The sequence below is a fragment of the Azonexus hydrophilus genome (genome assembly GCF_001956855.1).
Lineage (GTDB): Bacteria > Pseudomonadota > Gammaproteobacteria > Burkholderiales > Rhodocyclaceae > Azonexus > Azonexus hydrophilus_A.
This window is the reverse complement of record NZ_MTHD01000003.1, coordinates 178044-197728: the sequence shown is the minus strand read 5'-3', so window position 1 is coordinate 197728 and position 19685 is coordinate 178044. Positions and strand designations below refer to the sequence as shown.

The 19685-nt window shown below is 66.5% G+C and carries 23 protein-coding genes; 10 read left to right on the top strand and 13 right to left on the bottom strand.

The features are described 5' to 3' along the window. Positions 1-2 precede the first annotated feature (2 nt). Genes BJN45_RS09645 through BJN45_RS09625 form a run of 5 tightly spaced genes read left to right on the top strand, consistent with a single transcriptional unit; the run spans position 3 to position 4360 of the window. Entirely contained in the window at positions 3-341 is a 339-nt protein-coding gene (locus tag BJN45_RS09645) for a PepSY domain-containing protein (protein ID WP_076095247.1), read from the top strand. Next, positions 341-1003 carry a response regulator transcription factor gene (locus tag BJN45_RS09640; RefSeq protein ID WP_076094628.1) on the top strand — a complete coding sequence of 221 codons (663 nt, stop codon included), beginning with the start codon at positions 341-343 and terminating at the stop codon, positions 1001-1003. The genes BJN45_RS09645 and BJN45_RS09640 overlap by 1 nt, the downstream gene beginning before the upstream one ends. Then, entirely contained in the window at positions 1000-2403 is a 1404-nt protein-coding gene (locus BJN45_RS09635) for a sensor histidine kinase (protein ID WP_076094626.1), read from the top strand. Before BJN45_RS09640 ends, BJN45_RS09635 begins: the two co-directional genes overlap by 4 nt. Continuing rightward, positions 2400-3269 (top strand): hypothetical protein, encoded by an 870-nt coding sequence (locus tag BJN45_RS09630; protein ID WP_205750567.1) that lies wholly within the window; start codon positions 2400-2402, stop codon positions 3267-3269. Before BJN45_RS09635 ends, BJN45_RS09630 begins: the two co-directional genes overlap by 4 nt. Continuing rightward, the gene (locus tag BJN45_RS09625) at positions 3266-4360 is read left to right on the top strand and encodes a PQQ-binding-like beta-propeller repeat protein (protein ID WP_076094624.1); all 1095 of its coding nucleotides are present in this window, start codon (positions 3266-3268) and stop codon (positions 4358-4360) included. The genes BJN45_RS09630 and BJN45_RS09625 overlap by 4 nt, the downstream gene beginning before the upstream one ends. On the opposite strand, the gene BJN45_RS09620 is transcribed toward BJN45_RS09625, so the two are convergent. The 8 genes from BJN45_RS09620 to dksA form a co-directional block, all read right to left on the bottom strand. Then, positions 4350-5195 carry a ZIP family metal transporter gene (locus tag BJN45_RS09620; protein WP_076094622.1) on the bottom strand — a complete coding sequence of 282 codons (846 nt, stop codon included), beginning with the start codon at positions 5193-5195 and terminating at the stop codon, positions 4350-4352. The genes BJN45_RS09625 and BJN45_RS09620 overlap by 11 nt on opposite strands. Continuing rightward, a complete protein-coding gene (locus BJN45_RS09615) occupies positions 5192-5725 on the bottom strand; it encodes a DUF3299 domain-containing protein (protein WP_076094620.1) in 534 nt (177 codons plus the stop codon). Before BJN45_RS09615 ends, BJN45_RS09620 begins: the two co-directional genes overlap by 4 nt. A gap of 10 nt (positions 5726-5735) precedes the next feature. Beyond that, entirely contained in the window at positions 5736-6995 is a 1260-nt protein-coding gene (locus BJN45_RS09610) for an ABC transporter permease (protein ID WP_076094618.1), read from the bottom strand. Further along, on the bottom strand, positions 6992-7672 hold the full coding sequence (locus BJN45_RS09605) for an ABC transporter ATP-binding protein (protein ID WP_076094616.1): 681 nt from the start codon (positions 7670-7672) through the stop codon (positions 6992-6994). Before BJN45_RS09605 ends, BJN45_RS09610 begins: the two co-directional genes overlap by 4 nt. A 3-nt stretch (positions 7673-7675) precedes the next feature. Further along, the gene (locus BJN45_RS09600) at positions 7676-8182 is read right to left on the bottom strand and encodes a ZrgA family zinc uptake protein (protein WP_170873065.1); all 507 of its coding nucleotides are present in this window, start codon (positions 8180-8182) and stop codon (positions 7676-7678) included. A gap of 63 nt (positions 8183-8245) precedes the next feature. Continuing rightward, a complete protein-coding gene (locus tag BJN45_RS09595; RefSeq protein WP_076094612.1) occupies positions 8246-8827 on the bottom strand; it encodes a 6-pyruvoyl trahydropterin synthase family protein in 582 nt (193 codons plus the stop codon). After that, the gene (locus BJN45_RS09590) at positions 8821-9900 is read right to left on the bottom strand and encodes a CobW family GTP-binding protein (protein WP_076094611.1); all 1080 of its coding nucleotides are present in this window, start codon (positions 9898-9900) and stop codon (positions 8821-8823) included. Before BJN45_RS09590 ends, BJN45_RS09595 begins: the two co-directional genes overlap by 7 nt. Positions 9901-9904: 4 nt before the next feature. Then, on the bottom strand, positions 9905-10336 hold the full coding sequence (gene dksA, locus BJN45_RS09585; protein ID WP_076095243.1) for an RNA polymerase-binding protein DksA: 432 nt from the start codon (positions 10334-10336) through the stop codon (positions 9905-9907). Positions 10337-10488: 152 nt separating this feature from the next. Between dksA and BJN45_RS09580 the strand changes: the two genes are divergently transcribed. Next, on the top strand, positions 10489-10941 hold the full coding sequence (locus BJN45_RS09580; RefSeq protein WP_076094609.1) for a transcriptional repressor: 453 nt from the start codon (positions 10489-10491) through the stop codon (positions 10939-10941). A gap of 1 nt (position 10942) precedes the next feature. On the opposite strand, the gene BJN45_RS09575 is transcribed toward BJN45_RS09580, so the two are convergent. The 5 genes from BJN45_RS09575 to BJN45_RS09555 all read right to left on the bottom strand — a co-directional run bounded on the left by BJN45_RS09575 (position 10943) and on the right by BJN45_RS09555 (position 14893). Further along, positions 10943-11680: a flagellar brake protein gene (locus BJN45_RS09575; RefSeq protein WP_076094607.1), complete on the bottom strand. Its 738-nt coding sequence runs from the start codon at positions 11678-11680 to the stop codon at positions 10943-10945. Further along, positions 11677-12531 (bottom strand): NAD(P)-dependent oxidoreductase, encoded by an 855-nt coding sequence (locus BJN45_RS09570; protein WP_076094604.1) that lies wholly within the window; start codon positions 12529-12531, stop codon positions 11677-11679. Before BJN45_RS09570 ends, BJN45_RS09575 begins: the two co-directional genes overlap by 4 nt. Next, complete coding sequence (locus BJN45_RS09565; RefSeq protein ID WP_076094602.1) at positions 12528-13394, bottom strand: NAD(P)-dependent oxidoreductase; 867 nt, start codon at positions 13392-13394, stop codon at positions 12528-12530. The genes BJN45_RS09570 and BJN45_RS09565 overlap by 4 nt, the downstream gene beginning before the upstream one ends. 78 nt (positions 13395-13472) lie before the next feature. Further along, entirely contained in the window at positions 13473-13730 is a 258-nt protein-coding gene (locus BJN45_RS09560; protein WP_076094600.1) for a molybdopterin synthase sulfur carrier subunit, read from the bottom strand. 14 nt (positions 13731-13744) lie between these two features. Continuing rightward, positions 13745-14893: a WD40/YVTN/BNR-like repeat-containing protein gene (locus tag BJN45_RS09555; RefSeq protein ID WP_076094598.1), complete on the bottom strand. Its 1149-nt coding sequence runs from the start codon at positions 14891-14893 to the stop codon at positions 13745-13747. A gap of 182 nt (positions 14894-15075) precedes the next feature. Between BJN45_RS09555 and BJN45_RS09550 the strand changes: the two genes are divergently transcribed. From BJN45_RS09550 to BJN45_RS09535, 4 genes are read left to right on the top strand one after another with little or no spacing between them, the layout of a single operon-like run. Next, the gene (locus BJN45_RS09550; RefSeq protein WP_076094596.1) at positions 15076-16497 is read left to right on the top strand and encodes an efflux transporter outer membrane subunit; all 1422 of its coding nucleotides are present in this window, start codon (positions 15076-15078) and stop codon (positions 16495-16497) included. Then, positions 16497-17783 (top strand): efflux RND transporter periplasmic adaptor subunit, encoded by a 1287-nt coding sequence (locus BJN45_RS09545; protein ID WP_076094594.1) that lies wholly within the window; start codon positions 16497-16499, stop codon positions 17781-17783. The genes BJN45_RS09550 and BJN45_RS09545 overlap by 1 nt, the downstream gene beginning before the upstream one ends. Next, positions 17780-18484 (top strand): ABC transporter ATP-binding protein, encoded by a 705-nt coding sequence (locus BJN45_RS09540; RefSeq protein ID WP_076094591.1) that lies wholly within the window; start codon positions 17780-17782, stop codon positions 18482-18484. Before BJN45_RS09545 ends, BJN45_RS09540 begins: the two co-directional genes overlap by 4 nt. After that, positions 18475-19683, top strand: coding sequence for an ABC transporter permease (locus BJN45_RS09535; protein ID WP_076094589.1), 1209 nt, complete (start codon positions 18475-18477; stop codon positions 19681-19683). Before BJN45_RS09540 ends, BJN45_RS09535 begins: the two co-directional genes overlap by 10 nt. Positions 19684-19685: the final 2 nt, after the last annotated feature.

The window sequence follows — 19685 nt, the reverse complement described above, 5'->3', positions numbered from 1 at the left end:
TGATGCGTTACCGCCAACACCTCCTGAGCGCAGTATTGCTGCTCGCCTGCATCGGCCTGTCACCGGTGCAGGCCGACGGCCGCCAGGATCATGAAGTCGCCCGCCAGGCGCTGATGGCCGGGGAAATCCTGCCATTGCGCCAGGTCCTGGAACGGATCGAGCGCGAGCATCGCGGCGAGGTGCTGGAGGTTGAACTGGAACACGAAGACAGCCGCTGGCTCTACGAAGTGAAAATGCTGCGCCGGGATGGCGGCATCAACAAGTTGCTGATCGATGCGCGCGATGGTCGCGTGCTCGAAATCAAGGGTCGCCATGGCGGCCGGCGCGGGAGGACGGACTGATGCGCATATTGCTGGTTGAAGACGAACCGACGCTGAACCTGCAAATCGCCCGCAAGCTGCGCGCCGAAGGCCATGTCGTTGAAGTGGCGGTGAATGGCCAGGATGCCTTGCATCTGGGCATGGAAACCGATTTCGACGCGGTTGTCCTCGATCTCGGCCTGCCGCTGCTCGACGGGCTGTCGGTACTGACCCGCTGGCGGGCCGCCGGCCGCGGCATGCCGGTGCTGATCCTGACTGCCCGTGGCGACTGGCATGAGCGGGTGGCCGGCATCGATGCCGGTGCCGACGATTACCTGGTCAAGCCTTTCCACATGGAAGAACTGCTGGCCAGGTTGCGCGCGCTGATCCGGCGCAGTGCCGGCCAGGCCGGCAACGAACTGGCCTGCGGCCCGCTGCGCGTGGATATCCGCCGCGCCCAGGCGAGCGTCGACGGCCAGACGCTGACGCTGACCAGTCACGAATTCAAGGTCTTGACCTACCTGCTGCAGCGGCGCGGCGAGGTCGTTTCGCGCAGCGAACTGTCCGAGCACATCTACCCGCAGGACGGCGACCGCGACTCGAACACCATCGAGGTCTTCGTCGGTCGCCTGCGCAAGAAACTGCCCGCCGGCCTGATCGAAACCGTGCGCGGCTTCGGCTACCGCATGTGCTGTCCGTCATGAAAGACGGCGGCACCTCGCTACGCTTCCGGCTGCTGGCCGGTACGCTGGTGTGGATCGTGGCGACCGTCGGCATCGCCGGCTGGATGCTGCAGGCGATGTTCGAGCAGCATCTGTCGCGTCAGTTCCATGCCGAACTGGCCACCCATCTCAACCAGCTGGCCGCCAACCTGGAGCTGAACGCAGCCGGCGAGCCGGAAATCAGCCATATCCTCAGCGATCCCCGGCTGGAGCGCCCCTATTCCGGCCTGTACTGGCAGGTCGACCGCATGACGACCGGCGACGGAACGGCACAGGTCGCGCTGCTGCGCTCACGCTCGCTGTGGGACGGCGAACTGGTCGTGCCCCGCGACCGACTGGCCGATGGCGAGCGCCACGAGCATCGCGTCAGCGGACCGAAAGGGGAATCGCTGCGCATGATCGAACAGGTCATGCACCCGGCAGAACAGCCTGGATTGACGCTGCGCCTGATCGTCGCTGCCGACGAAACCCTGCTGGCAGAGCCCCTGGCGCGTTTCCGCGGCCTGCTGCTGGCGGCGCTCGGGCTGCTCGCCGGCGGCCTGGCCCTGGCCGCCGTGGTCCAGGTGGTGGCCGGGCTGCGTCCGCTCAATCGCCTGCGCGATGAACTGACCCGGCTGCGCGACGGCGAACAGGCAACGCTGGCCGGCCGGCATCCAGCCGAAATTCAGCCATTGGTCGATGAACTCAACTCGCTGCTGGCGCGCAATGCGGAATTTGTCGAACGCGCCCGTGGCCAGGCCGGCAACCTGGCCCACGCCGTGAAGACGCCGCTGGCGGTGATGGCCAACGCTGCCGCCAGCGAAACCGGCGAGCTGGCCGAACTGGTCGGCAGCCAGGTCGCCATCGCCCGCCAGCAGATCGACCATCACCTGGCGCGCGCGCGCAGCGCCGCTGCCGCCCAGGTCCAGGGCCGGCTGTGTGCGGTCCGCCCGGCGACCGAAGGTTTGCTCCGGGTCATGCAGCGGGTTCACGCCGAGCGCGACCTTACGCTGACGCTGGCCGACGGCAGCGAGCCGCTGGTTTTTCGCGGCGAGGCGCAGGACCTCCAGGAAATGCTCGGCAACCTGCTCGACAACGCCTGCAAATGGGCCGGCTCACGCATCCACGTCAGCGCCGTCCGGGAAGACACCCGGCTGCGTATCGACATTGACGACGACGGCGCGGGAATCGCCCCGGAAGATCGGCCGAACCTTTTGCAACGCGGCCGGCGCGGCGACGAGAAAGTGGCCGGCTCCGGCCTCGGCCTGTCGATTGTCGACGAACTCGCCAGCCTGTATGGTGGTCACCTGGAATTGCTCGACTCGCCGCTCGGCGGCCTGCGCGCCCGCCTCTGGCTGCCGGCGGGCAAGGATACGGAATTCAATCAGGGGGACTCATCATGAACACTGCAATCCTTTCACGCTGTACCCGAACACTGCTGGCCGGCCTGCTCGCTCTGGGCAGCATGCTGGCCTTGGCGGACACGACGCTGCCGACTACGCTCAATCACAAATGGCTGCAAGATCTGCGCGACGGCAAGGTGAAGCTGGAGGGCGACCACGCGGCGGTCGGCGCACTGATTCTCGGCCGCGACATTCCGATTCCCTACGATTACGTCGCCACGCTGATGCGCACGCCGAACGCTTTCGGCCAGGGGCCTGCATGCATCGTCTGCCATTCGTCGGGCAATCCGGCGCACAGCTATCGCGGCCTCAACCTGTCGACTTGCGAAGGCATCCGCGCCGGCTCGCGCGAGGCGCCTTCACGGCCCATCTTCCAGCCCGGCGAGAAAGGTTCGAAGCACATTCTCGGCCGTCGCCTGCGCAACAACCGCATGCCGCTCGGCGTTTCCTTCTCGATTTCCGGCGACAACCCGGCTTACGCCACGGTTCGCCGGTGGATTGCCGATGGTGCGGTCAACAGCGCTCATTTCCGGAAAAACGTCCTGCCGCTGTTTGCCAGGGATGGCGCCTTCGCCCCCGACACCCCCGCCTGCACGACCTGCCACATGTCGAACCAGGAGCCGCCAAGCTTCCACGAGCTGGACCTGAGCACCTACGAGGGCATCATGCTCGGCGCCGACTCGGTAGCCAAGGGCGTGAACAATGCGACCAAGATCGTCATTCCCGGCAATCCGGATGCCAGCAGCCTGTTCCAGCACCTGGTCGAAGACCGCATGCCGCCTGGCATTTCGCCGACCGAGGACCGCGATCACCCGAACACGCGCATCCTGCTGCGCTGGATCGAACAGGGCGCGCGCTGCAATTGAACCCGGCCCGCCGCCAACTGCTAGCCGGCGCGCTGGCGCTTGGACTGGCGCCGCGGGCGCTGGCCGCTGGCAAGGCCCCCGGGCAACTCACCACGCTGGCCCGCTGGGCCAGTGGCGACCGGAATCTGGTGCCGGTCAGCCTGAGTGAAGGCAAGCTGCTGTTTGCCGGCGAACGGACGCTCGGCCTGCTCGATCCGGCAGCATCGACCCTGCCCTGGCAAGTGGCCCATAGTATTGCCGGTGGCGCCAGATTCCGGCCACGCGGGCACGACGGCATCGTTCTCTGCGGCGGGCGGACTGAAATTGCCGCCTGGCGCCCCGGCGAACAGCAGGCGCTGTGGCGCTACCGGGCAGTCGATCAGATCGGTACGCCTTGCCTTGCCGGACGGCTGGCCTGTTTTGGCGACGGCCACAAGCTGCTTGCGGTCGACCTCGAAAGCGGCAGGATTCTGTGGTATTTCGCCGCCATCGCCGATACCCGTATCAGCTATGCCCCGGTCGTCGCGGGCGACACGCTTTTCGTCGGCCCCGGTGACGGACGCCTGTACGCACTTTCGCTCGCCGACGGCCAGCTGCGCTGGCACGTGGATCGCATGCAGGAATGGCAATACCTGCGCCAGTTGCACGTTGACGGCACAACACTGGTCGCCGGCAGCTACAAAGAAAAGCTGTATGGCCTCGACACCGGCAACGGGCAGCAGCGCTGGGAATTCAGTGCCGGCAACTTCATCAATTCGCAGCATGTGGCCAACGGCCTCGCCTGCCTCTGGTCACCGACCGGCTGGGTTTACGCCATTGATACGGCTTCCGGAAAAATCCGCTGGCGGCATCGCACCAACGACTATCGCGGCGGCGTCCACAACTGGGGCGCCCTGATGGCCGAGCTGGTCAGCAACGACAAGGAAGTCCACGCCCTCGACCTGAACAATGTGCTGCACGTGCTGGCGCGCGACGACGGTCGCGCGCTGGCCGACTTGAAACTGCCGGAACCGGTCCGGCCCTTCGTCACGCTGCTTGGCGATCGCCGGCTGATCTGTGCCGGCAACTCAGGCGATCTGCTGTTGCTGGAAATGCCGCCGCTCAGTGCGTGAACCACCCCACCACCGGCACCACGGCGACGCCTGCGGCGATCAGCAGGCTCTGCCGGACGAAGCTGTCGCCCTGCTTGTGCAGCAACGGAAAGATATCGGCCAGGGCGACGTAGATGAAGCTGGATGCCGCGATCACCAGCACGTAGGGGAGCACGAAATCGGCCGTGGACAGCGCGAAGAAGCCGAGCGCGCCGCCGAGCAGCGAACTCAGGCTGGAGCCGGCGTTGGCGATGAAAGCCTTGCTGTTGCTCCAGCCGGCGTTGCGCAGCAGCACGAAATCGCCCATTTCCTGCGGCACTTCGTGGGCGATGATCGCCACCGTCGTCGTCATGCCAAGCATCGGATCGGCGATGAAGGCAGCGGCAATCAGCACGCCGTCGACGAAATTGTGGAAGGCGTCGCCGATCAGGATCAACGGCGGCGCCGTCACCGTCGCGTGATGCCCGTCGTGGGCGCTGCAATCGCCATGCGAGTGGCGCCACAGCGCCAGGCGCTCGAGAGCGAAGAAGACGAACAAGGTAGTCAGCATCACGGCAAACAGCGTCGCCGCCGGGCCGCCGTGGTTGTGGCCGGCATGCGCATCTTCCTCGGCGGCAATCGCCGCCTGGTCGTCCGGTCCATGGTCGTGACCGGCGTGGATGTCGACCGGCGGCAGCGAGTTGAAGGCTTCCGGCAGGATGTGCAGGAAAGCCGACGACAGCATCACCCCGGCGGCAAAGGCGACCAATATTGCGGTCGACTGCCGGGAAAACCGGAAAACCACCGCCGCCGCTGCGGCCATGCTGATCAATCCGCCAGCCAAACAGGCCAGCAGGATCATGCTCAAGGTACTCATCGTTTCTTTCCTTGTTTCACTTCGTAGGGTTCGACGCGCTCGGCGTTCATCCGGTAGGCGTAAACGCCCATGCCGCTGTCGCCGCCCTGCAGCGTCAGCGTACCGCTGATCCAGAAGGTTTCCATGGTGCGCATGCCCTTTACCGGTTTACTCGGGACGACATGGATGACCTGGTTCGACGGCGGCGGCGGCACATGCACGCAGGCGCCGAAATACGGCACCAGCAGGAACTCGATGACCTCGTCGCCCTTGCGTTCAAGCGGCACGACAAAGCCGGGAATCTTCACCCGCTGCCCGTTGATCGCTGGTTCGACCGGCGCCTTGTCCCACTCGATGCGGACCTTGGCGAGCAATTCGGCGGCCTTCGGGTCACTGTCCTGGAGACGGTTGAGGTCGACGCCCTTGAACGCGGCCATCGGGTCCCAGCCCTTGGGCATCAGGTCGTCCCACTGGATTTCCCTGTAGCCCTTGGCGGCGGTCACGACCAGCGGCACGAGCAGCGCGAGCAACAGCAGGCATCGTCTCAACATGTTTCTTCCTTCATGAACGGGGAATCAGCCCGTCGGCCAGCGACAGGCGATAGGCGCGCCAGGCCGGCAGCAGGCTGACCAGCAGCCCGCAGACCAGCACGCCGCCGAGAAGTTTCATTTCTGCGGCGTCGACCGCAAGCGGCAGCGCAGCCAGCCCGAAGTCGGCGAGCAGACCACCGCCGAAGGCAGCAAACAACGTCACCGTCGCCAGCCCGAGCAGGCAGCCGAGCAGGCTGATGACGCCGCTCTCCAGCATCAGCAGAAACAGGATGTGGCGCGGCCCGGCGCCGAGCGAGCGCAGGATGGCCATCTCGCGCCGGCGCTCGTTGAGGCCGGCGAGCATCGTCGCCATCAGCCCGGCCAGGCCGACCGCCAGCACCAGCCAGGAGACCGTCTGCAAGGCCTGCTCGACGACGCCGACGGTCTGCCACAACTGGTCCAGCGCAACGCCGGGGAGCACCGCCAGCAGCGGCTCGTCGGCAAACTGGTTGATCCGGCGCTGAATGCGGAAGACTTCGCCACGCTGGTGCAGGCCGACCATGAAGGCGGTGATCGTTTTCGGCGTCAGGTCGAATTTCTGCACGACCTCGGCGCCGATGGCAAACCCGGGCACCGGCGCGCCGCCGATCCAGTCCAGGTGAATCGCCTCGATGGCGGCGAGGCCGACATGCACGGTGCGGTCGACCGGCGTGCCGGTCGGCGCCAGAACGCCGGTGACGGTGAACGGCTTGTCTTCGTGTTCCATGCCGGGCAGGCCGCCGTCGCCATGGCTCAGCGTGATCTTGTCGCCGACGCGGTAGCCGAGACGCTGCGCGACCTCGGCGCCGAGCACGGCGTCGAAAATGCCGGCGAAGGCGGTGCCGGCGGCAAAGCGCAGCGGCTGGCGGTCGCCGTAGTGGAAATGAACGAAATACCCGGGCGTCGTCCCGAGTACCGGATAACCCCGATGCGAATCGCCGAGCGACAGCGGCACGCTCCAGGCGATCGCCGGGTCGGCGGCGATTTTCTGATAACTGTCCCAGCCGAGGTTGTTGGTCGCTTCGCCGAGGCGGAAAACCGAATACAGCACCAGTTGCACCGGGCTGGTCCGCGCACCGACGATCAGGTCGCTGCCCGACACCGATTGCGCGAAACCGTCGCGTGCCGCCTGACGCACGCGCTCGACCGACAGCAGCAGCGTTGCCGCCAGCATCACCGCCAGCAGCGTCAGGCCGAGGCTGAGACGCCGGTTCCAGGCGCTGGCCAGGGCCAGGCGCAGCAGCGCGCTCATGGCTGGACTCCTGCGGTCAACGCGAATTTCTGGTCAAAATGCACCGCCAGCCGCTCATCGTGACTGACGAAAACAACCGTGCTGCCGGCGGCTTTCGCCTCGGCCAGCAGCAGGTCGATGAAGGCGTCCTGACGGGCCGTGTCGAGCGCCGAAGTCGGCTCGTCGGCAATCAGGATTTCCGGCCGGCCGATCAGCGCCCGCGCCGCCGCCACGCGCTGCTGCTGACCAACCGACAGTTCGGCGGCAGGCACGCCGGCAAGCGTCGCGTCGAGGTCGAGCGCGGCCAGCAGACGCTTCGCCGCAACCGCCGGATCACCGGCCCGGTCGGCACGGCGCCGGGAAAAACGGCACGGCAGCAGGACGTTGTCGAGCACCGACAGCCAGGGCAACAGATTGAACTGCTGAAAGACGAAGCCGAGATGATCGGCGCGAAAAGCATCGCGCCCGGCGCCCGACAACTGACCCAGCGGCTGACCGAAGACTTCGATGCGGCCACGTTCGGGCAACAGCACGCCGCCGATCAGGTTCAGCAAGGTACTTTTGCCGGCGCCGCTCGGGCCGTGCAAAAACAGGCTTTTGCCGGCGTCGACCGCAAGATGATCGAGCGTCAGGCACAGCGGGCCGTCGGGCCGCCAGCGAAACGCCAGATCATCGATGCGGATGGCCGCTGCGTTCATCGCTTACCAGGCAAAGGTCGGATTCTTCGCATCGACCTTGCCGGCCTTCTGTCCCTTCGGCCCGGCGAAACTGACGCTGAGCGAACGCACGCGCGGGAACTCGGCCGAGACCATCGACTTCAGGTCATTCAGGGCTTCCGGCCTGGTGCAGCGGTAAACATAGCGCGCCTCGACATCGCCGTGCCCATGATCGCCCTTGGTGCCTTCGAGCAGCGGTGCGTCGATCTTGTGCTCGCTCAGTTCACACTGGGCGGCCGCGGTCGGCGCAAACAGCTTCGCCGGCGCCTTCAGCTTTTCCAGCGCCGCCTGCACCGTGACCTGTTCGCGCGCGCTCTTCGGCGCCCGCTCGAAACCGACCACGTCCTGCTGCGGCAGTTCCAGCAGCAGGGTCAATTGCGCGCCTTCAACCACAATGCCGAGCTGACCGGCGCCGTGGCTGTGGGCGTGCTGGGCGTGAGCCGGAACTACAGCCGGCAACAGGGCAAGCAGCAAAACGGGCAGTTTTTTCATGGCGATCTCCATTTATGACAATTGAACACGCGACGCATCGGGGCCAGCGGGCGGCCGCAGTGCTCAGACGCTGGCGGGATTGCTCAGGCGCTCGCCGCGCTTGAGCTTCTCGAACAGTTGCGGGTCGCGCCAGGCTTGCGTGATGGCGTCGGAAAAGACGATGCGATCGAGCGCAATCAGCCCCATGCGCGGGTTGTCGGCGTCCTCGCGGAAGCACTGGGCGTAGCCGGTCTCGGTCTCGTGCACGATGACCGAGTGCAGGCGCACGTCCTGCTCGCCGTTGACGGTGTCGGTCAGGCCCAGCAGGGTATCGACCAGGCGGAAGAACAGGCGCGAGAACTGCTCGGCGCTGGGCGACACCGGCAGGCTGATCCAGCGTTCGGAAAAGCGCTTGCAGGCGGCGACGTAGTCGGCGTCGTCGCCGTCCCAGATGGCGACGGCGTGATCGAAGGCATCGATCAGGTCGCGCGGGCCGCCCTTGAGCAGGCCGAAATCGTAGAGCATCTGGCCGTTGTCGAAGGCGTGCGCCTCGAGGATCAGCTCGACCTTGTACGAATGGCCATGGATCGAATGCGAGCAGCGGCGCGTGCTGCAGCCGCGGACGATGTGGGCATTCTCGAATTTGAACAGTTTACGGATCAGCATTGGTCACGCGCGCCACAGAACATCGCGAAGGCCTGCTCGACCAGCGACTGGTCGATATCGCGAACAATGAAAACCAGCCGGCTGCGCTGGTCGTTGTACGGCGCTTGCGCCGGCCAGTCGTCGAGCCGGGTGTAGGGATAGAGGACGTGCTGGACGCACTGGACGACGCGCGGCTTGTGGTCGCCGACGACGTTGAGCAGGCCCTTGATGCGCAGGATGCGCTCGCCCATGCTTTCCAGCAGGACGCCGACGGCGTCGGCAAAGCTCGGCCACTGCAGCGGTTCGGTGAAGGTCAACGCGAAGCTGTAAACGTGGGCATCGTGCCGGTCGACATCATGATGATGGTGATGGCCGTGTGCCTTGCGCCGTTCGTCGCGGACCTTTTCCTCGGCCAGCCAGCCGGCGACATCCGGCGACTTGCCGGCCGGATCGTAGAGGCCGCAACCGAGGATCGCCGTCGCCGGCATTTCACCGCGCTCGATGCGGATCTGCGGCGCCGACGGGTTCATCGCCGTCAGCCGTGCCGACAGCGAGGCCAGTTGCTCCGCCGATGCCAGGTCGGTCTTGGTCAGCAACAGACGGTCGGCCATCGCCACCTGCTTGATCGCCTCGCCATGCACCGCCAGCTGGCCTTCGCCGTGCGTCGCGTCAACGGCAGTGACGACGCCGTCGATGCGGTAACGTTCAGCGAGGAAGAAGTCTTCCATCAGCGTATAGATCACCGGCGATGGATCGGCCAGCCCGGTGGTTTCGATGACAACGCGGCGGATCGGCTTGATCTCGCGGCGCAGGCAGCGCATGAACAGGTCGGTCAGGCTGCGCGTCAGGTCGCCGCGGACGGTGCAGCAGATGCAGCCGGAGTCGAGCAGGATCACGTCGTCGTCGATTTTCTCGACCAGGTGATGGTCGACCGCAACCGAGCCGAATTCGTTGATGAGCACGGCCGTTTCGGCCATCTCCGTTTGCCGCAGCAGATGATTGAGCAGCGTCGTCTTGCCCGCGCCGAGAAAGCCGGTGAGGATGATGACCGGAATCCGCCGGTCGTCGTCGGGCAAGTCGGGAACTGCGCTCATCAACTCAGCCGCCGAACTGGCGACGCTTCTGCTCGTGACGCTCCTGGGCTTCCAGGCACAGACTGGCGGTCGGCCTGGCCAGCAGGCGCGGAATGCCGATCGGTTCGCCGGTGTCCTCGCACCAGCCATAGCTGCCATCCTCGATGCGCTGCAGCGACTGACCGATCTTCTTCAGCAGCTTGCGCTCGCGGTCGCGCACGCGCAGTTCCAGCGTGTGCTCTTCCTCGGCGCTGGCGCGGTCGTTGGGATCGGGTTCGGCAGCGTTGTCCTGCAGATGGTGCGTGGTTTCCTCAGCAGCGCCGCGCAGGGCCTTTTCCTCGTCGAGCAGACGCTGACGGAAAAACGCCAGCTGGGCCGGCGACATGTATTCATCGGGCGACGCTGCCAGGATTTCAGCTTCGCTGAGCAAGGCGGCGGATTTGGTGGATCGGGTCATCGATCGTTCCTTGTTCGTCATGGGTCAAATGCGGCATGAAGGAAGCCGGCACGGGGCAATCACCGGCATGGCGGTGCGCGCCAAAGCGTGGCGGTATCGATCACAAGGCGGCCATGTTATAACATCGCATTTCCTCCACCAAGTCGACATTGATGATTCCCGACTCTTGCGATGAAACTGCGGTGCTGGACCGCGCCGAAGCCAGTTGCCGGCAACGCGGTGCCAGCCTGACGGCGATCCGGCGCGAAGTGCTCGCACTGCTCCATCGCGCACCGAAGGGCATCAAGGCCTACGACCTGCTCGAGCAGATCCGCCATACGCGCGGCAACGCTTCACCACCAACGGTCTATCGCGCCCTCGACTTCCTGATCGAGCAAGGTCTGGCGCACCGGATCGGCCGCATGAACCTGTTCGTCGCCTGTCGCCACGGCAAGCATTCGGCGCCCAGCCTCTTCCTCGTCTGCCCGAAATGCAACGGCGTCACCGAACTGGAAGATGCCGCCGTGGTCAGCAGCCTCTACGCCAGCCTCGCCGCCACCGGCCACCGCCTGGACAGCCCGGAAGTCGAGATCAGCGCCATTTGCCCGCAGTGCGCGGCGGCCTGATTCAGATCAGGCCATTACGCTCGCGTTCGACGCGGATGATGTAGCGCTGGACATAGTTCTGCCCGGCCGGCGGCAGGTCGTCGAAGCGCAGGCCGATACGCCACAGACGCTGGCCGCTGCGCCCGGTCAGTTCGGTGACGTGACATGCGTCGGCGCTGCAGGAAAGTTCGTGCGCCTCGTCGGCCAGATGAAAATGACAGAGATGCAGGCGCTCGCCCCGGGCCAGCCCGTCCGGCAGCTGTGTCGCGGTCAGGCCGATGCCATCGACCGAGATGTCATGCACCGGCATCTGCAACAGGCTGCCGTCGGCCTGACGGCCGGCAAATTCCAGCGGACGCCCGCGCGGCGTTTCGATCCGGAAACTCTCGCGCCGCTGCAGGCGGACGATGTACTTCGGCAGATCGGCGACGAAAGCCGGCCGGCCGGCAAACTTCGTTTCGCGTACCCGGGTGCAGGAAAACTGCACATGCACCCCTTCCGGCCGGCCGGCGAAACTGCACTGACCGATCATCAGCAGGCGCCGGTTCAGCGCTTCGGCACCGCTGCAGTCAAAAATCAGCGTCCCGGATTCCGGATTCGCGGCAAGCAGCGTGGTCAGGAACAGCGTGTCAGCGAAATGCACGGAAAACTGGTCGCCCTCGCGCGCCAGGCCGGCCAGCGTGAAGGCGATGGCACGGGTTCCGGCGATATGGAAACGCTCCTCGATCTCCGCTTCCGAAAGCTGGGCGATCTGGCTCACCGGGCCTCCAGAACACGCAGCAGCGACGAAGTGTCATCGCGCCCCATGCCCAGCGCCATCAGTGCATTCAGTTGCTGCGCAACGCTTGCGGTCAACGCCACCGGCACGCCACTTTTGCGCGCCGCTTCGAGCACCAGGCCGAAATCCTTGTGATGCAACCGGGCTTCGATGCCGGCCGAAAAGTTGCGGTCGACCATCCGTTGGCCCATGATTTCCAGCACGCGCGACGCCGCCGAACCGCCAGCCAGCGCCTGTTTCACCTTGGCCGGATCGACGCCGGCAGCGTCAGCCAGACGCAGCGCCTCGGCCACCGCCTGGATCGCCGCAACCATGATCATCTGGTTGCAGGCCTTGGCCACCTGCCCGGCGCCGTTCGGGCCGACATGAACGATGCGCTGGCCGAGCTTTTCCAGCAAGGGCCGCACTCGCTCCAGTACCGCTGCGTCACCGCCGGCCATGATCGCCAGTGTGGCGCTGATCGCGCCCTGCTCGCCACCGGACACCGGTGCGTCGAGCATGTGGATACCCTTTTCCGCGAGTTTGCCGGCGATCCGGCGGGCGACATCGGGCGCAATGGTCGAGCAATCGACCAGCACCGAATCTGCCGCCATGCCGTGGATCAAACCCTGCTCGCCGAGGGCGACGCCTTCGACGTCGGCGCTTGAGGTAATGATCGTAAACACCACCGAGCAGACGGCGCCGAGTTCGGCCGGCGTTGCGTGCACCGTCGCCGGCAAGCCGGCACAACTTTGCGGTCGACGCGCCCAGACGTGCAATTCGTGACCGGCTGCCTGCAGATGCAGGGCCATTGGGCGCCCCATCGCGCCCAGGCCGATGAAACCAATTTTCATTCTTGCCCCGACAAGCTTTCCAGCAGCTTCAGCACGGCAATCGAATCCTCTTCGCCCATGCCCGACCCGACCATCGCATTGAACATCTGCGCCGTCGCTGCCGAACCGGGCAAGCACAGCCCGAGTTCATGCGCCGTCTGCATGACGATGTTCAGATCCTTTTCGTGCATCCAGCTCTTGAAGCCCGGCTTGAAATTGCGGTCGAGCATGCGTTGACCGTGATTTTCCAGGATCTTCGAGTAAGCGAAACCACCGAGCAGCGCCTCGCGCACCTTGCTACGGTCGACACCGTTTTTCGACGCAAAAGCCATCGCCTCGGCGACCGCCAGCACGCCCATGCCGGTGACGATCTGGTTCGCTGACTTGGTCACCTGACCGGCACCCGGCCCACCGACGTGGACGATGTTCTTGCCCATGCATTCGAACGCCGGCTGGGCGCGGGCAAAGGCGGCGTCGGAGCCGCCGGCCATGATCGACAGCGTGCCGGCAATCGCGCCGACCTCGCCACCGGACACCGGCGCATCGACAAAATCGACACCGGCCGCTGCCAGGTCGGCGTGAATCGCCCGTGCCGCCGCCGGCGCGATGGTGCTCATGTCGACAGCCACCAGTCCCGGCACGCCGGCGCTGCCAACGCCGCGCATCACCTCGGCGACGTCGGGCGCATCGGCAACCATCGAGATCACCAGATCCTGGCCGCGCGCGACATCGGCCGGCGACGCGGCACCGGTCGCACCAGCATCAAGCAGCGGCTGCATCGATTCGGCGCGGCGCGCCCAGACGCTGACCTGATGGCCGCCTTTCAACAAATTCAGCGCCATCGGGCGCCCCATGATGCCGAGGCCGATAAATCCGATCTTCATGTCCGACTCCTCAAGAGGTAAGCGGCGATTTTAACCGCTTGCCGCCGCCCTGCCAGCGCGCGCACACACGCCGATGCGCTAACCGCCGCTCAGCGCCTGGACGATATGCAGTTCGCCATCGGCCGGCAGCGGCTGATCCGGGTCGAACAACATCTCGCCAGCGAAGAACAGCCGGATGTGCCGGCGGATGCGCCGCTGCTCGTCGAGCATGCGGAAGCGGATGCCGGGAAACTGCCGGTCGAGATCAAGCAACACCTGATCGACACTGGCGCCCTCAGCCTCAACCCAGGGCCGACCGGTGTAGGACTGTAAGGCACTCGGAATCAGCACGCGCATGGTGCGGGCCTGCGCTACGTCGGATAAGCCGTTTCGACCGCGTAGACTTCCGGCAAATGGCGTGCCAGGCACGCCCATTGCCGGCCTTCGTCGCGGCTGTGCCACAACTCACCGCTGGTCGTGCCGAAATAGAGGCCGACGCTCTCCTCTCGGTCGCCGCTCATCGCCTGGCGCTTCACCGTCCACCATGCCTGGCTGGCCGGCAGGCCGCTGTCGTAGCGTTGCCAGCTGGCGCCACCATCGCCCGAACCATAGACGGCCGGCTGACCGCCCGGACTGGTACGCGGCCAGACGTCGGAACCGTCCATCGGCAACACCCACAGCCGCTTGTCGTCGCGCGGATGCAGGACCAGCGGGAAGCCGACGTCGCCAACTGCCGCCGGCATGTTGCGGCCGATCCGCTGCCAGCGCCGCCCCGGCCGGTCCAGCCGGTAGATGCCGCAGTGATTCTGCTGGTACAGCCGGTCCGGGTTCGACGGGCACAGGCGCAGGCAGTGCGGATCGTGGAAAGTCACATCACCCACGGCGAAGCCTTCGACCACTTCCATGCCGTCGACCAGCGGCGCAAAAGTCCGACCACCATCCAGCGACTCATGGACGCCACCGCCCGACATGGCGAAATACAGGTGCTGCGCATCGCGTGGATCGACGATGATCGAATGCAGCTTCGGCCCGTCCGGCGTGCCGTCCTGCACCGTGCCGAACCACTGGCGGTACTGCGCATCGTCGTTGATGCACGAGAACGGTGCCCAGTTGGTGCCGCCATCCTCGGAACGGAACAGGCCCTGTGGCGAAGTGCCGGCGTACCAGACGCCCGGCTGCTCGACATGACCCGGCGTCAGCCAGAAGGTGTGATCGACGGCGCGTGCTGGCAGCCCGTTGATCGCCGGCCCGAAAGCCGGCGGCCGCGCGGCCTCCTGCCAGGTCCGGCCGAAATCGGTCGAGCGAAAAATGGTCGGCCCGAGGTGCCCGGTCGATGCCGCTGCGAGCAGCGTGCGCCCGTCGCGCGGGTCGAGTACCAGGTGATGGATGATGTGACCAAGAAAATGCGGGCCATCGACCCGCCAGGACTGGCGCTCGCCATCGCCGTGATAGATCCAGGCCCCCTTGCGTGTCGCCACCAACAGCAGCAGTTGCCCGGTTTCCCCGTTACCAGTGCTCATTGTCGCCTCCTTGTCCGTGCCCCCTCGCTAGACAGATGATCGTCGGCGCCAGCAGAAGTTCCACAATCACCGCCACGTCGGCGTTGGCCGCAGCGATGCAAACAAATACAGCTTCTTAACCGCACTTAACGAAGCAGCGGGCGATCATCCGGCATGCCGTACGCCAGGATCACCACCCACCCATGACCAACCATTCCACCGCCCCCGGGTTCAGCCGCGGTCTCGCCGCGCTGGCCTGTGCCGTGCTCGCCAGTTGTACCTCGCTACCATCGATCGGCCCGGCCTACCGGGTGCCGCCATTTTCACTGCCGACCGCCTGGCAGTCGGCGCCACCGGCGGCGAACGACGAGCAGACGACGCTGCGCACCTGGTGGCAACAGCTCGACGATGCCGAACTCGACCGCCTGATCGCCCGGACGCTCGCTGCCAACCACGATCTGAAACAGGCCGAAGCCCGTCTGCGCCAGGCGCGGGCGGCGCGCAGACAGGCCGTCGGCGCCTTCTTCCCGAGCCTGACGGCAGGCACCGGCGCCAACCGCCAGCGCACCGCCGACAGCACGCAGACGCTGTACGACGCCGGCTTCGACGCAACCTGGGAAATCGACCTGTTCGGCGGCACCCGCCGTGGCCTGGAAGCGGCCGACGCCGATGCGGCGACGGTCGCTGCCCAACTGGAAAACACCCGCGTTTCGCTGCTCGCCGAGGTCGCGCAGAACTACGTCGAGCTGCGCAGCTACCAGCAACGTCTGGCGATCGCCCACGACAATCTGGAAACCCAGAGCGAAACCGCACAGATTGCCGAATGGCGACTGCAGGCCGGGCTCGGCGGCAGCAGCGATGTCGAGCAGGCAATCAGCAGCCGCGAACAGACGCGCGCCAGCCTGCCCGACCTGGAAATCGGGCTGGCCGCGGCCCGCAACCGGCTGGCAGTACTCAGCGGCGATATGCCCGGAACAGTCGCCGCGGCGCTGGCCGAAGCAGCGCCACTGCCCGACGTACCGGCCGATCTGGCAACCGGCATCCCGGCGCAGGTGCTGACCCGGCGCCCCGACCTGATCGCCGCCGAACGCAAGCTCGCTGCGGAAACCGCCCGCACCGGCCAGAAACTGGCGGCGCGTTTTCCCAGCCTGACGCTGAACGCCAGTTTCGGCTGGCAGGCCTACAGCCTCGCCGCCCTCGGCGGCAGCGATACCCTGCTGCGTGTGCTCGGCGGCACGCTGGCGGCAACGCTGTTCGACGGCGGCCGGCTGCGCGCCGCCGTCGATGCCCAGCAGGCAGTCCAGGAAGAAGCACTGGCGGCCTATGAAGGCAGCGTGCTGACGGCGATCGAGGAAGTCGAGAACGCGCTCTTCGCCCATGCCGCCGCCCGCGACCGGCTGGCCGCCCGGCGCCTGGCGGCGACTGCTGCCCGTAATGCGGCGCTGCTGTCCCGGCAACTCTACGAATCCGGGCTCAGCGATTTCCGCGACGTGCTCGACACCGAACGCACCCGGCTGTCGGCCGAAGACAACCAGGCCCTGGCCGAGGCCACCCAGTTGAGTTCGCTGATCAAACTTTACAAGGCCCTCGGCGGCGGCTGGAACAACACCGGAACGGAAAACTGATGACGACAAAAATCCCCCCAGCCACCGACAGCCTGCGCCAATTGCTCGACGGTGCCCGCCACGCCACCGCCCCGGCCGGATACCGGCGCTGGTACATCATCGCCGGCGTTGCGCTCGTGCTGATCGCCGCAGCGCTATTTCTCGGCGGCAGCACGGCCCCCACCGGCCGCTACCTGACCGAAACGGCCGCCCGCGGCGCGCTGCTCGTCAGCGCCAGCGCCAGCGGCACGCTGCAGCCGACCAAGTCGGTCGATGTCGGCAGCGAACTGTCGGGCACATTGGCCGAGGTCCTTGTCCAGGAAAACGACCTCGTCAAGAAAGGCCAGGTACTGGCCCGACTCGACACCGCCAAGCTCGAGGACGCAGTCATCGAATCGCGTGCCGCGGTCGCCGCCGCGACGGCCGGCGTCGCCGAGGCGCGGGCGACGCAAGCCGAAAACCGGGCGGCGCTGGCGCGCATGCAGCGCGTCGCCGAACTCTCCGGCGGCAAGGTGCCGGCGCGCACCGAACTCGAAGCCGCCGAGGCCGCCGTACTGCGCGCCGAAGCCGCCGAGGCCAGCGCCCAGGCGAAAGTGACGCAGGCCCAGGCCACGCTGAAGACCAACGAAACCAACCTGACCAAGGCAACGGTCCGTTCGCCGGTCGACGGTGTCGTGCTGACGCGCAAGGTCGAACCCGGGCAGACGGTCGCCGCGCAGATGACGACGCCGGTGCTGTTCGTGCTGGCCGAAGACCTGACCCGGATGGAACTGCAGGTCAAGGTCGATGAAGCCGATGTCGCCGCCGTCAAGCCCGGCCAGCCGGCCAGCTTCACCGTCTCGGCCTGGCCGGGGCGCAAGTTCCCGGCGAACATCCGGCGCGTCGGCCTGGGCGCGACGACGACCGACAATGTCGTCACTTACAAGACCGTGCTCGACGTCACCAACGACGATCTGGCGCTGCGCCCGGGCATGACAGCGACCGCCACCATCGTCACCGCCGAACGCAGCGACGCATTGCTGGTCGCCAACGCCGCGCTGCGCTACACCCCGGCCGAAACCGCGCCGACCACTGGCGGCAGCCTGCTCAGCCGCCTGGTGCCGCGCCCGCCCGACCAGCCGAAAACTCGCCCGACAGCGGCAGCAGCCAACGGCAAATCGCAACAGGTCTGGGTACTCGACAACGGTGCCCCCCGCGCCGTGGACGTCGTCACCGGCGTCAGCAACGGCCGCTTCACCGAGATCACCGGCGGCGAACTGCAAGCCGGCATGGCGGTGATCACCGAGTACCAGGCGATCAAGCCGTGAGTACCACGCCGCTGATCGAACTGCGCGGCATCACCCGGACCTACGGTCAGGGCGACATCGCCTTTCAGGCGCTGAGCGGCATCGACCTCGACATCAACGCCGGCGAATTTGTTGCGGTGATGGGCCCGAGCGGCTCCGGCAAATCGACGGCGATGAACCTGCTCGGCTGCCTCGACACGCCGACCAGCGGCTCCTACCGCTTCCAGGGCATCGCGGTCGAAGACCTTGACCGCAACCAGCGCACACTGCTGCGCCGGACCTGCCTGGGCTTCGTCTTCCAGGGCTTCAACCTGCTCGCCCGCACCACTGCGCTGGAAAACGTCGAGCTGCCGCTGCTCTATCGCGGCACCCCGGCTGCCGAGCGCCACGCAGCGGCGCAGGCGGCGCTGCAGCGGGTCGGCCTGGCCGGGCGCGAGCACCACACGCCGGCCGAGCTGTCGGGCGGCCAGCAGCAGCGTGTGGCGATCGCCCGCGCCATCGTCACCAACCCGCTGCTGCTGCTCGCCGACGAACCGACCGGCAACCTCGACAGCCAGCGCAGCCACGAGATCATGGAACTGCTGGTGGCGCTCAACCGCGAACAGGGCATCACCATCGTCATGGTCACCCACGAAGCCGACATGGCGGCCTATGCCAGCCGCAACGTACATTTCGTCGACGGCCGCGTCGACCACGACACGAGTCAGACACCATGCTGCTGAACGCCCTGCTGCTCGCCCTGCGCGAAATCCGCCGCAACCTGCTACGCTCCTTCCTGACCGTGCTCGGGATCGTCATCGGCGTCGCCGCGGTGATCACCATGGTGACGCTGGGCAACGGCGCGACGCGGATGGTCGCCGACCAGATCGCCAGCCTCGGCAGCAACCTGCTGATGGTGATGCCCGGCCAGCGCCTTGGCCCCGGCCGCGACAGTGCCGGCGCGCCGAAATTCCGGATCGCCGACATCGAGGCCATCCGCCAGCAGGTCGGCGGCCTGCAGGCGGTGGCGCCGGTTATCGGCAGCGCGGTGACGCTGGTCGCCGGGACGCAGAACTGGTCATCTACGGTCAACGGCACCAGCAACGAATATTTCACCACCGGCAACTGGACGCTGGCCGCCGGCCGGCGCTTCGCCGACGACGAGGAGCAAGCCGGCAAGGCTGTCTGCATCATCGGCCAGACCGTGCGCAAGGAACTGTTCGGCAGCGCCAGCCCGCTCGGCAACAGCATCCGCGTCAAGTCATTCGACTGCGAAGTGATCGGCCTGCTCGCCGCCAAGGGTCAGGGCGGCATGGGCCAGGATCAGGACGACAGCGTGCTGATGCCGCTCAATACCGTGCAGCGGCGACTGACCGGCAGCCTCGACATCGGCAGTATCATGGTCTCGATGCGCGATGGCGCCGACACGGCAACGGTCGTCGGGCAACTGCGCAGCCTGCTGCGCGAACGGCGCAAGCTGGCCGAGAACGCCGACGACAACTTCAATGTGATGGACACCAAGCAGATCGCCGAAACGCTGTCCGGAACAATCGGCACGATGACCGCGCTGCTCGGCGCAGTGGCGGCGGTCAGCCTGCTCGTCGGCGGCATCGGCATCATGAACATCATGCTCGTTTCGGTCACCGAACGGACCCGCGAGATCGGCATCCGGCTGGCCATCGGCGCGCTGGAAAAGGAGGTGCTGCTGCAGTTCCTGATCGAAGCGGTGGTGCTGTCCGGTTTCGGCGGCATCGTCGGCGTCGTCCTGGCGCTGCTCGCCTGCCTCGGCCTGTCGGCGCTGCTGGGCATGCCCTTCCTGTTCAACCCCGGCATCAACCTGACCGCTTTCGCGTTCTCGGCGGCGATCGGTGTCGTCTTCGGCTATTTCCCGGCCCGCCGGGCAGCGCGCCTCGACCCGATCGAGGCGCTGCGCCACGAGTGAGG

Excerpts from the sequence above, each read along its gene's own strand:
- BJN45_RS09645 (WP_076095247.1), top strand. The coding sequence starts at position 3 with ATGCGTTACCGCCAACACCTCCTGAGCGCAGTATTGCTGCTCGCCTGC.
- BJN45_RS09640 (WP_076094628.1), top strand. The coding sequence starts at position 341 with ATGCGCATATTGCTGGTTGAAGACGAACCGACGCTGAACCTGCAAATC.
- BJN45_RS09635 (WP_076094626.1), top strand. The coding sequence starts at position 1,000 with ATGAAAGACGGCGGCACCTCGCTACGCTTCCGGCTGCTGGCCGGTACG.
- BJN45_RS09630 (WP_205750567.1), top strand. The coding sequence starts at position 2,400 with ATGAACACTGCAATCCTTTCACGCTGTACCCGAACACTGCTGGCCGGC.
- BJN45_RS09620 (WP_076094622.1), bottom strand. The coding sequence starts at position 5,195 with ATGAGTACCTTGAGCATGATCCTGCTGGCCTGTTTGGCTGGCGGATTG.
- BJN45_RS09615 (WP_076094620.1), bottom strand. The coding sequence starts at position 5,725 with ATGTTGAGACGATGCCTGCTGTTGCTCGCGCTGCTCGTGCCGCTGGTC.
- BJN45_RS09610 (WP_076094618.1), bottom strand. The coding sequence starts at position 6,995 with ATGAGCGCGCTGCTGCGCCTGGCCCTGGCCAGCGCCTGGAACCGGCGT.
- BJN45_RS09605 (WP_076094616.1), bottom strand. The coding sequence starts at position 7,672 with ATGAACGCAGCGGCCATCCGCATCGATGATCTGGCGTTTCGCTGGCGG.
- BJN45_RS09600 (WP_170873065.1), bottom strand. The coding sequence starts at position 8,182 with ATGAAAAAACTGCCCGTTTTGCTGCTTGCCCTGTTGCCGGCTGTAGTT.
- BJN45_RS09595 (WP_076094612.1), bottom strand. The coding sequence starts at position 8,827 with ATGCTGATCCGTAAACTGTTCAAATTCGAGAATGCCCACATCGTCCGC.
- BJN45_RS09590 (WP_076094611.1), bottom strand. The coding sequence starts at position 9,900 with ATGAGCGCAGTTCCCGACTTGCCCGACGACGACCGGCGGATTCCGGTC.
- dksA (WP_076095243.1), bottom strand. The coding sequence starts at position 10,336 with ATGACCCGATCCACCAAATCCGCCGCCTTGCTCAGCGAAGCTGAAATC.
- BJN45_RS09580 (WP_076094609.1), top strand. The coding sequence starts at position 10,489 with ATGATTCCCGACTCTTGCGATGAAACTGCGGTGCTGGACCGCGCCGAA.
- BJN45_RS09570 (WP_076094604.1), bottom strand. The coding sequence starts at position 12,531 with ATGAAAATTGGTTTCATCGGCCTGGGCGCGATGGGGCGCCCAATGGCC.
- BJN45_RS09565 (WP_076094602.1), bottom strand. The coding sequence starts at position 13,394 with ATGAAGATCGGATTTATCGGCCTCGGCATCATGGGGCGCCCGATGGCG.
- BJN45_RS09560 (WP_076094600.1), bottom strand. The coding sequence starts at position 13,730 with ATGCGCGTGCTGATTCCGAGTGCCTTACAGTCCTACACCGGTCGGCCC.
- BJN45_RS09555 (WP_076094598.1), bottom strand. The coding sequence starts at position 14,893 with ATGAGCACTGGTAACGGGGAAACCGGGCAACTGCTGCTGTTGGTGGCG.
- BJN45_RS09550 (WP_076094596.1), top strand. The coding sequence starts at position 15,076 with ATGACCAACCATTCCACCGCCCCCGGGTTCAGCCGCGGTCTCGCCGCG.
- BJN45_RS09545 (WP_076094594.1), top strand. The coding sequence starts at position 16,497 with ATGACGACAAAAATCCCCCCAGCCACCGACAGCCTGCGCCAATTGCTC.
- BJN45_RS09535 (WP_076094589.1), top strand. The coding sequence starts at position 18,475 with ATGCTGCTGAACGCCCTGCTGCTCGCCCTGCGCGAAATCCGCCGCAAC.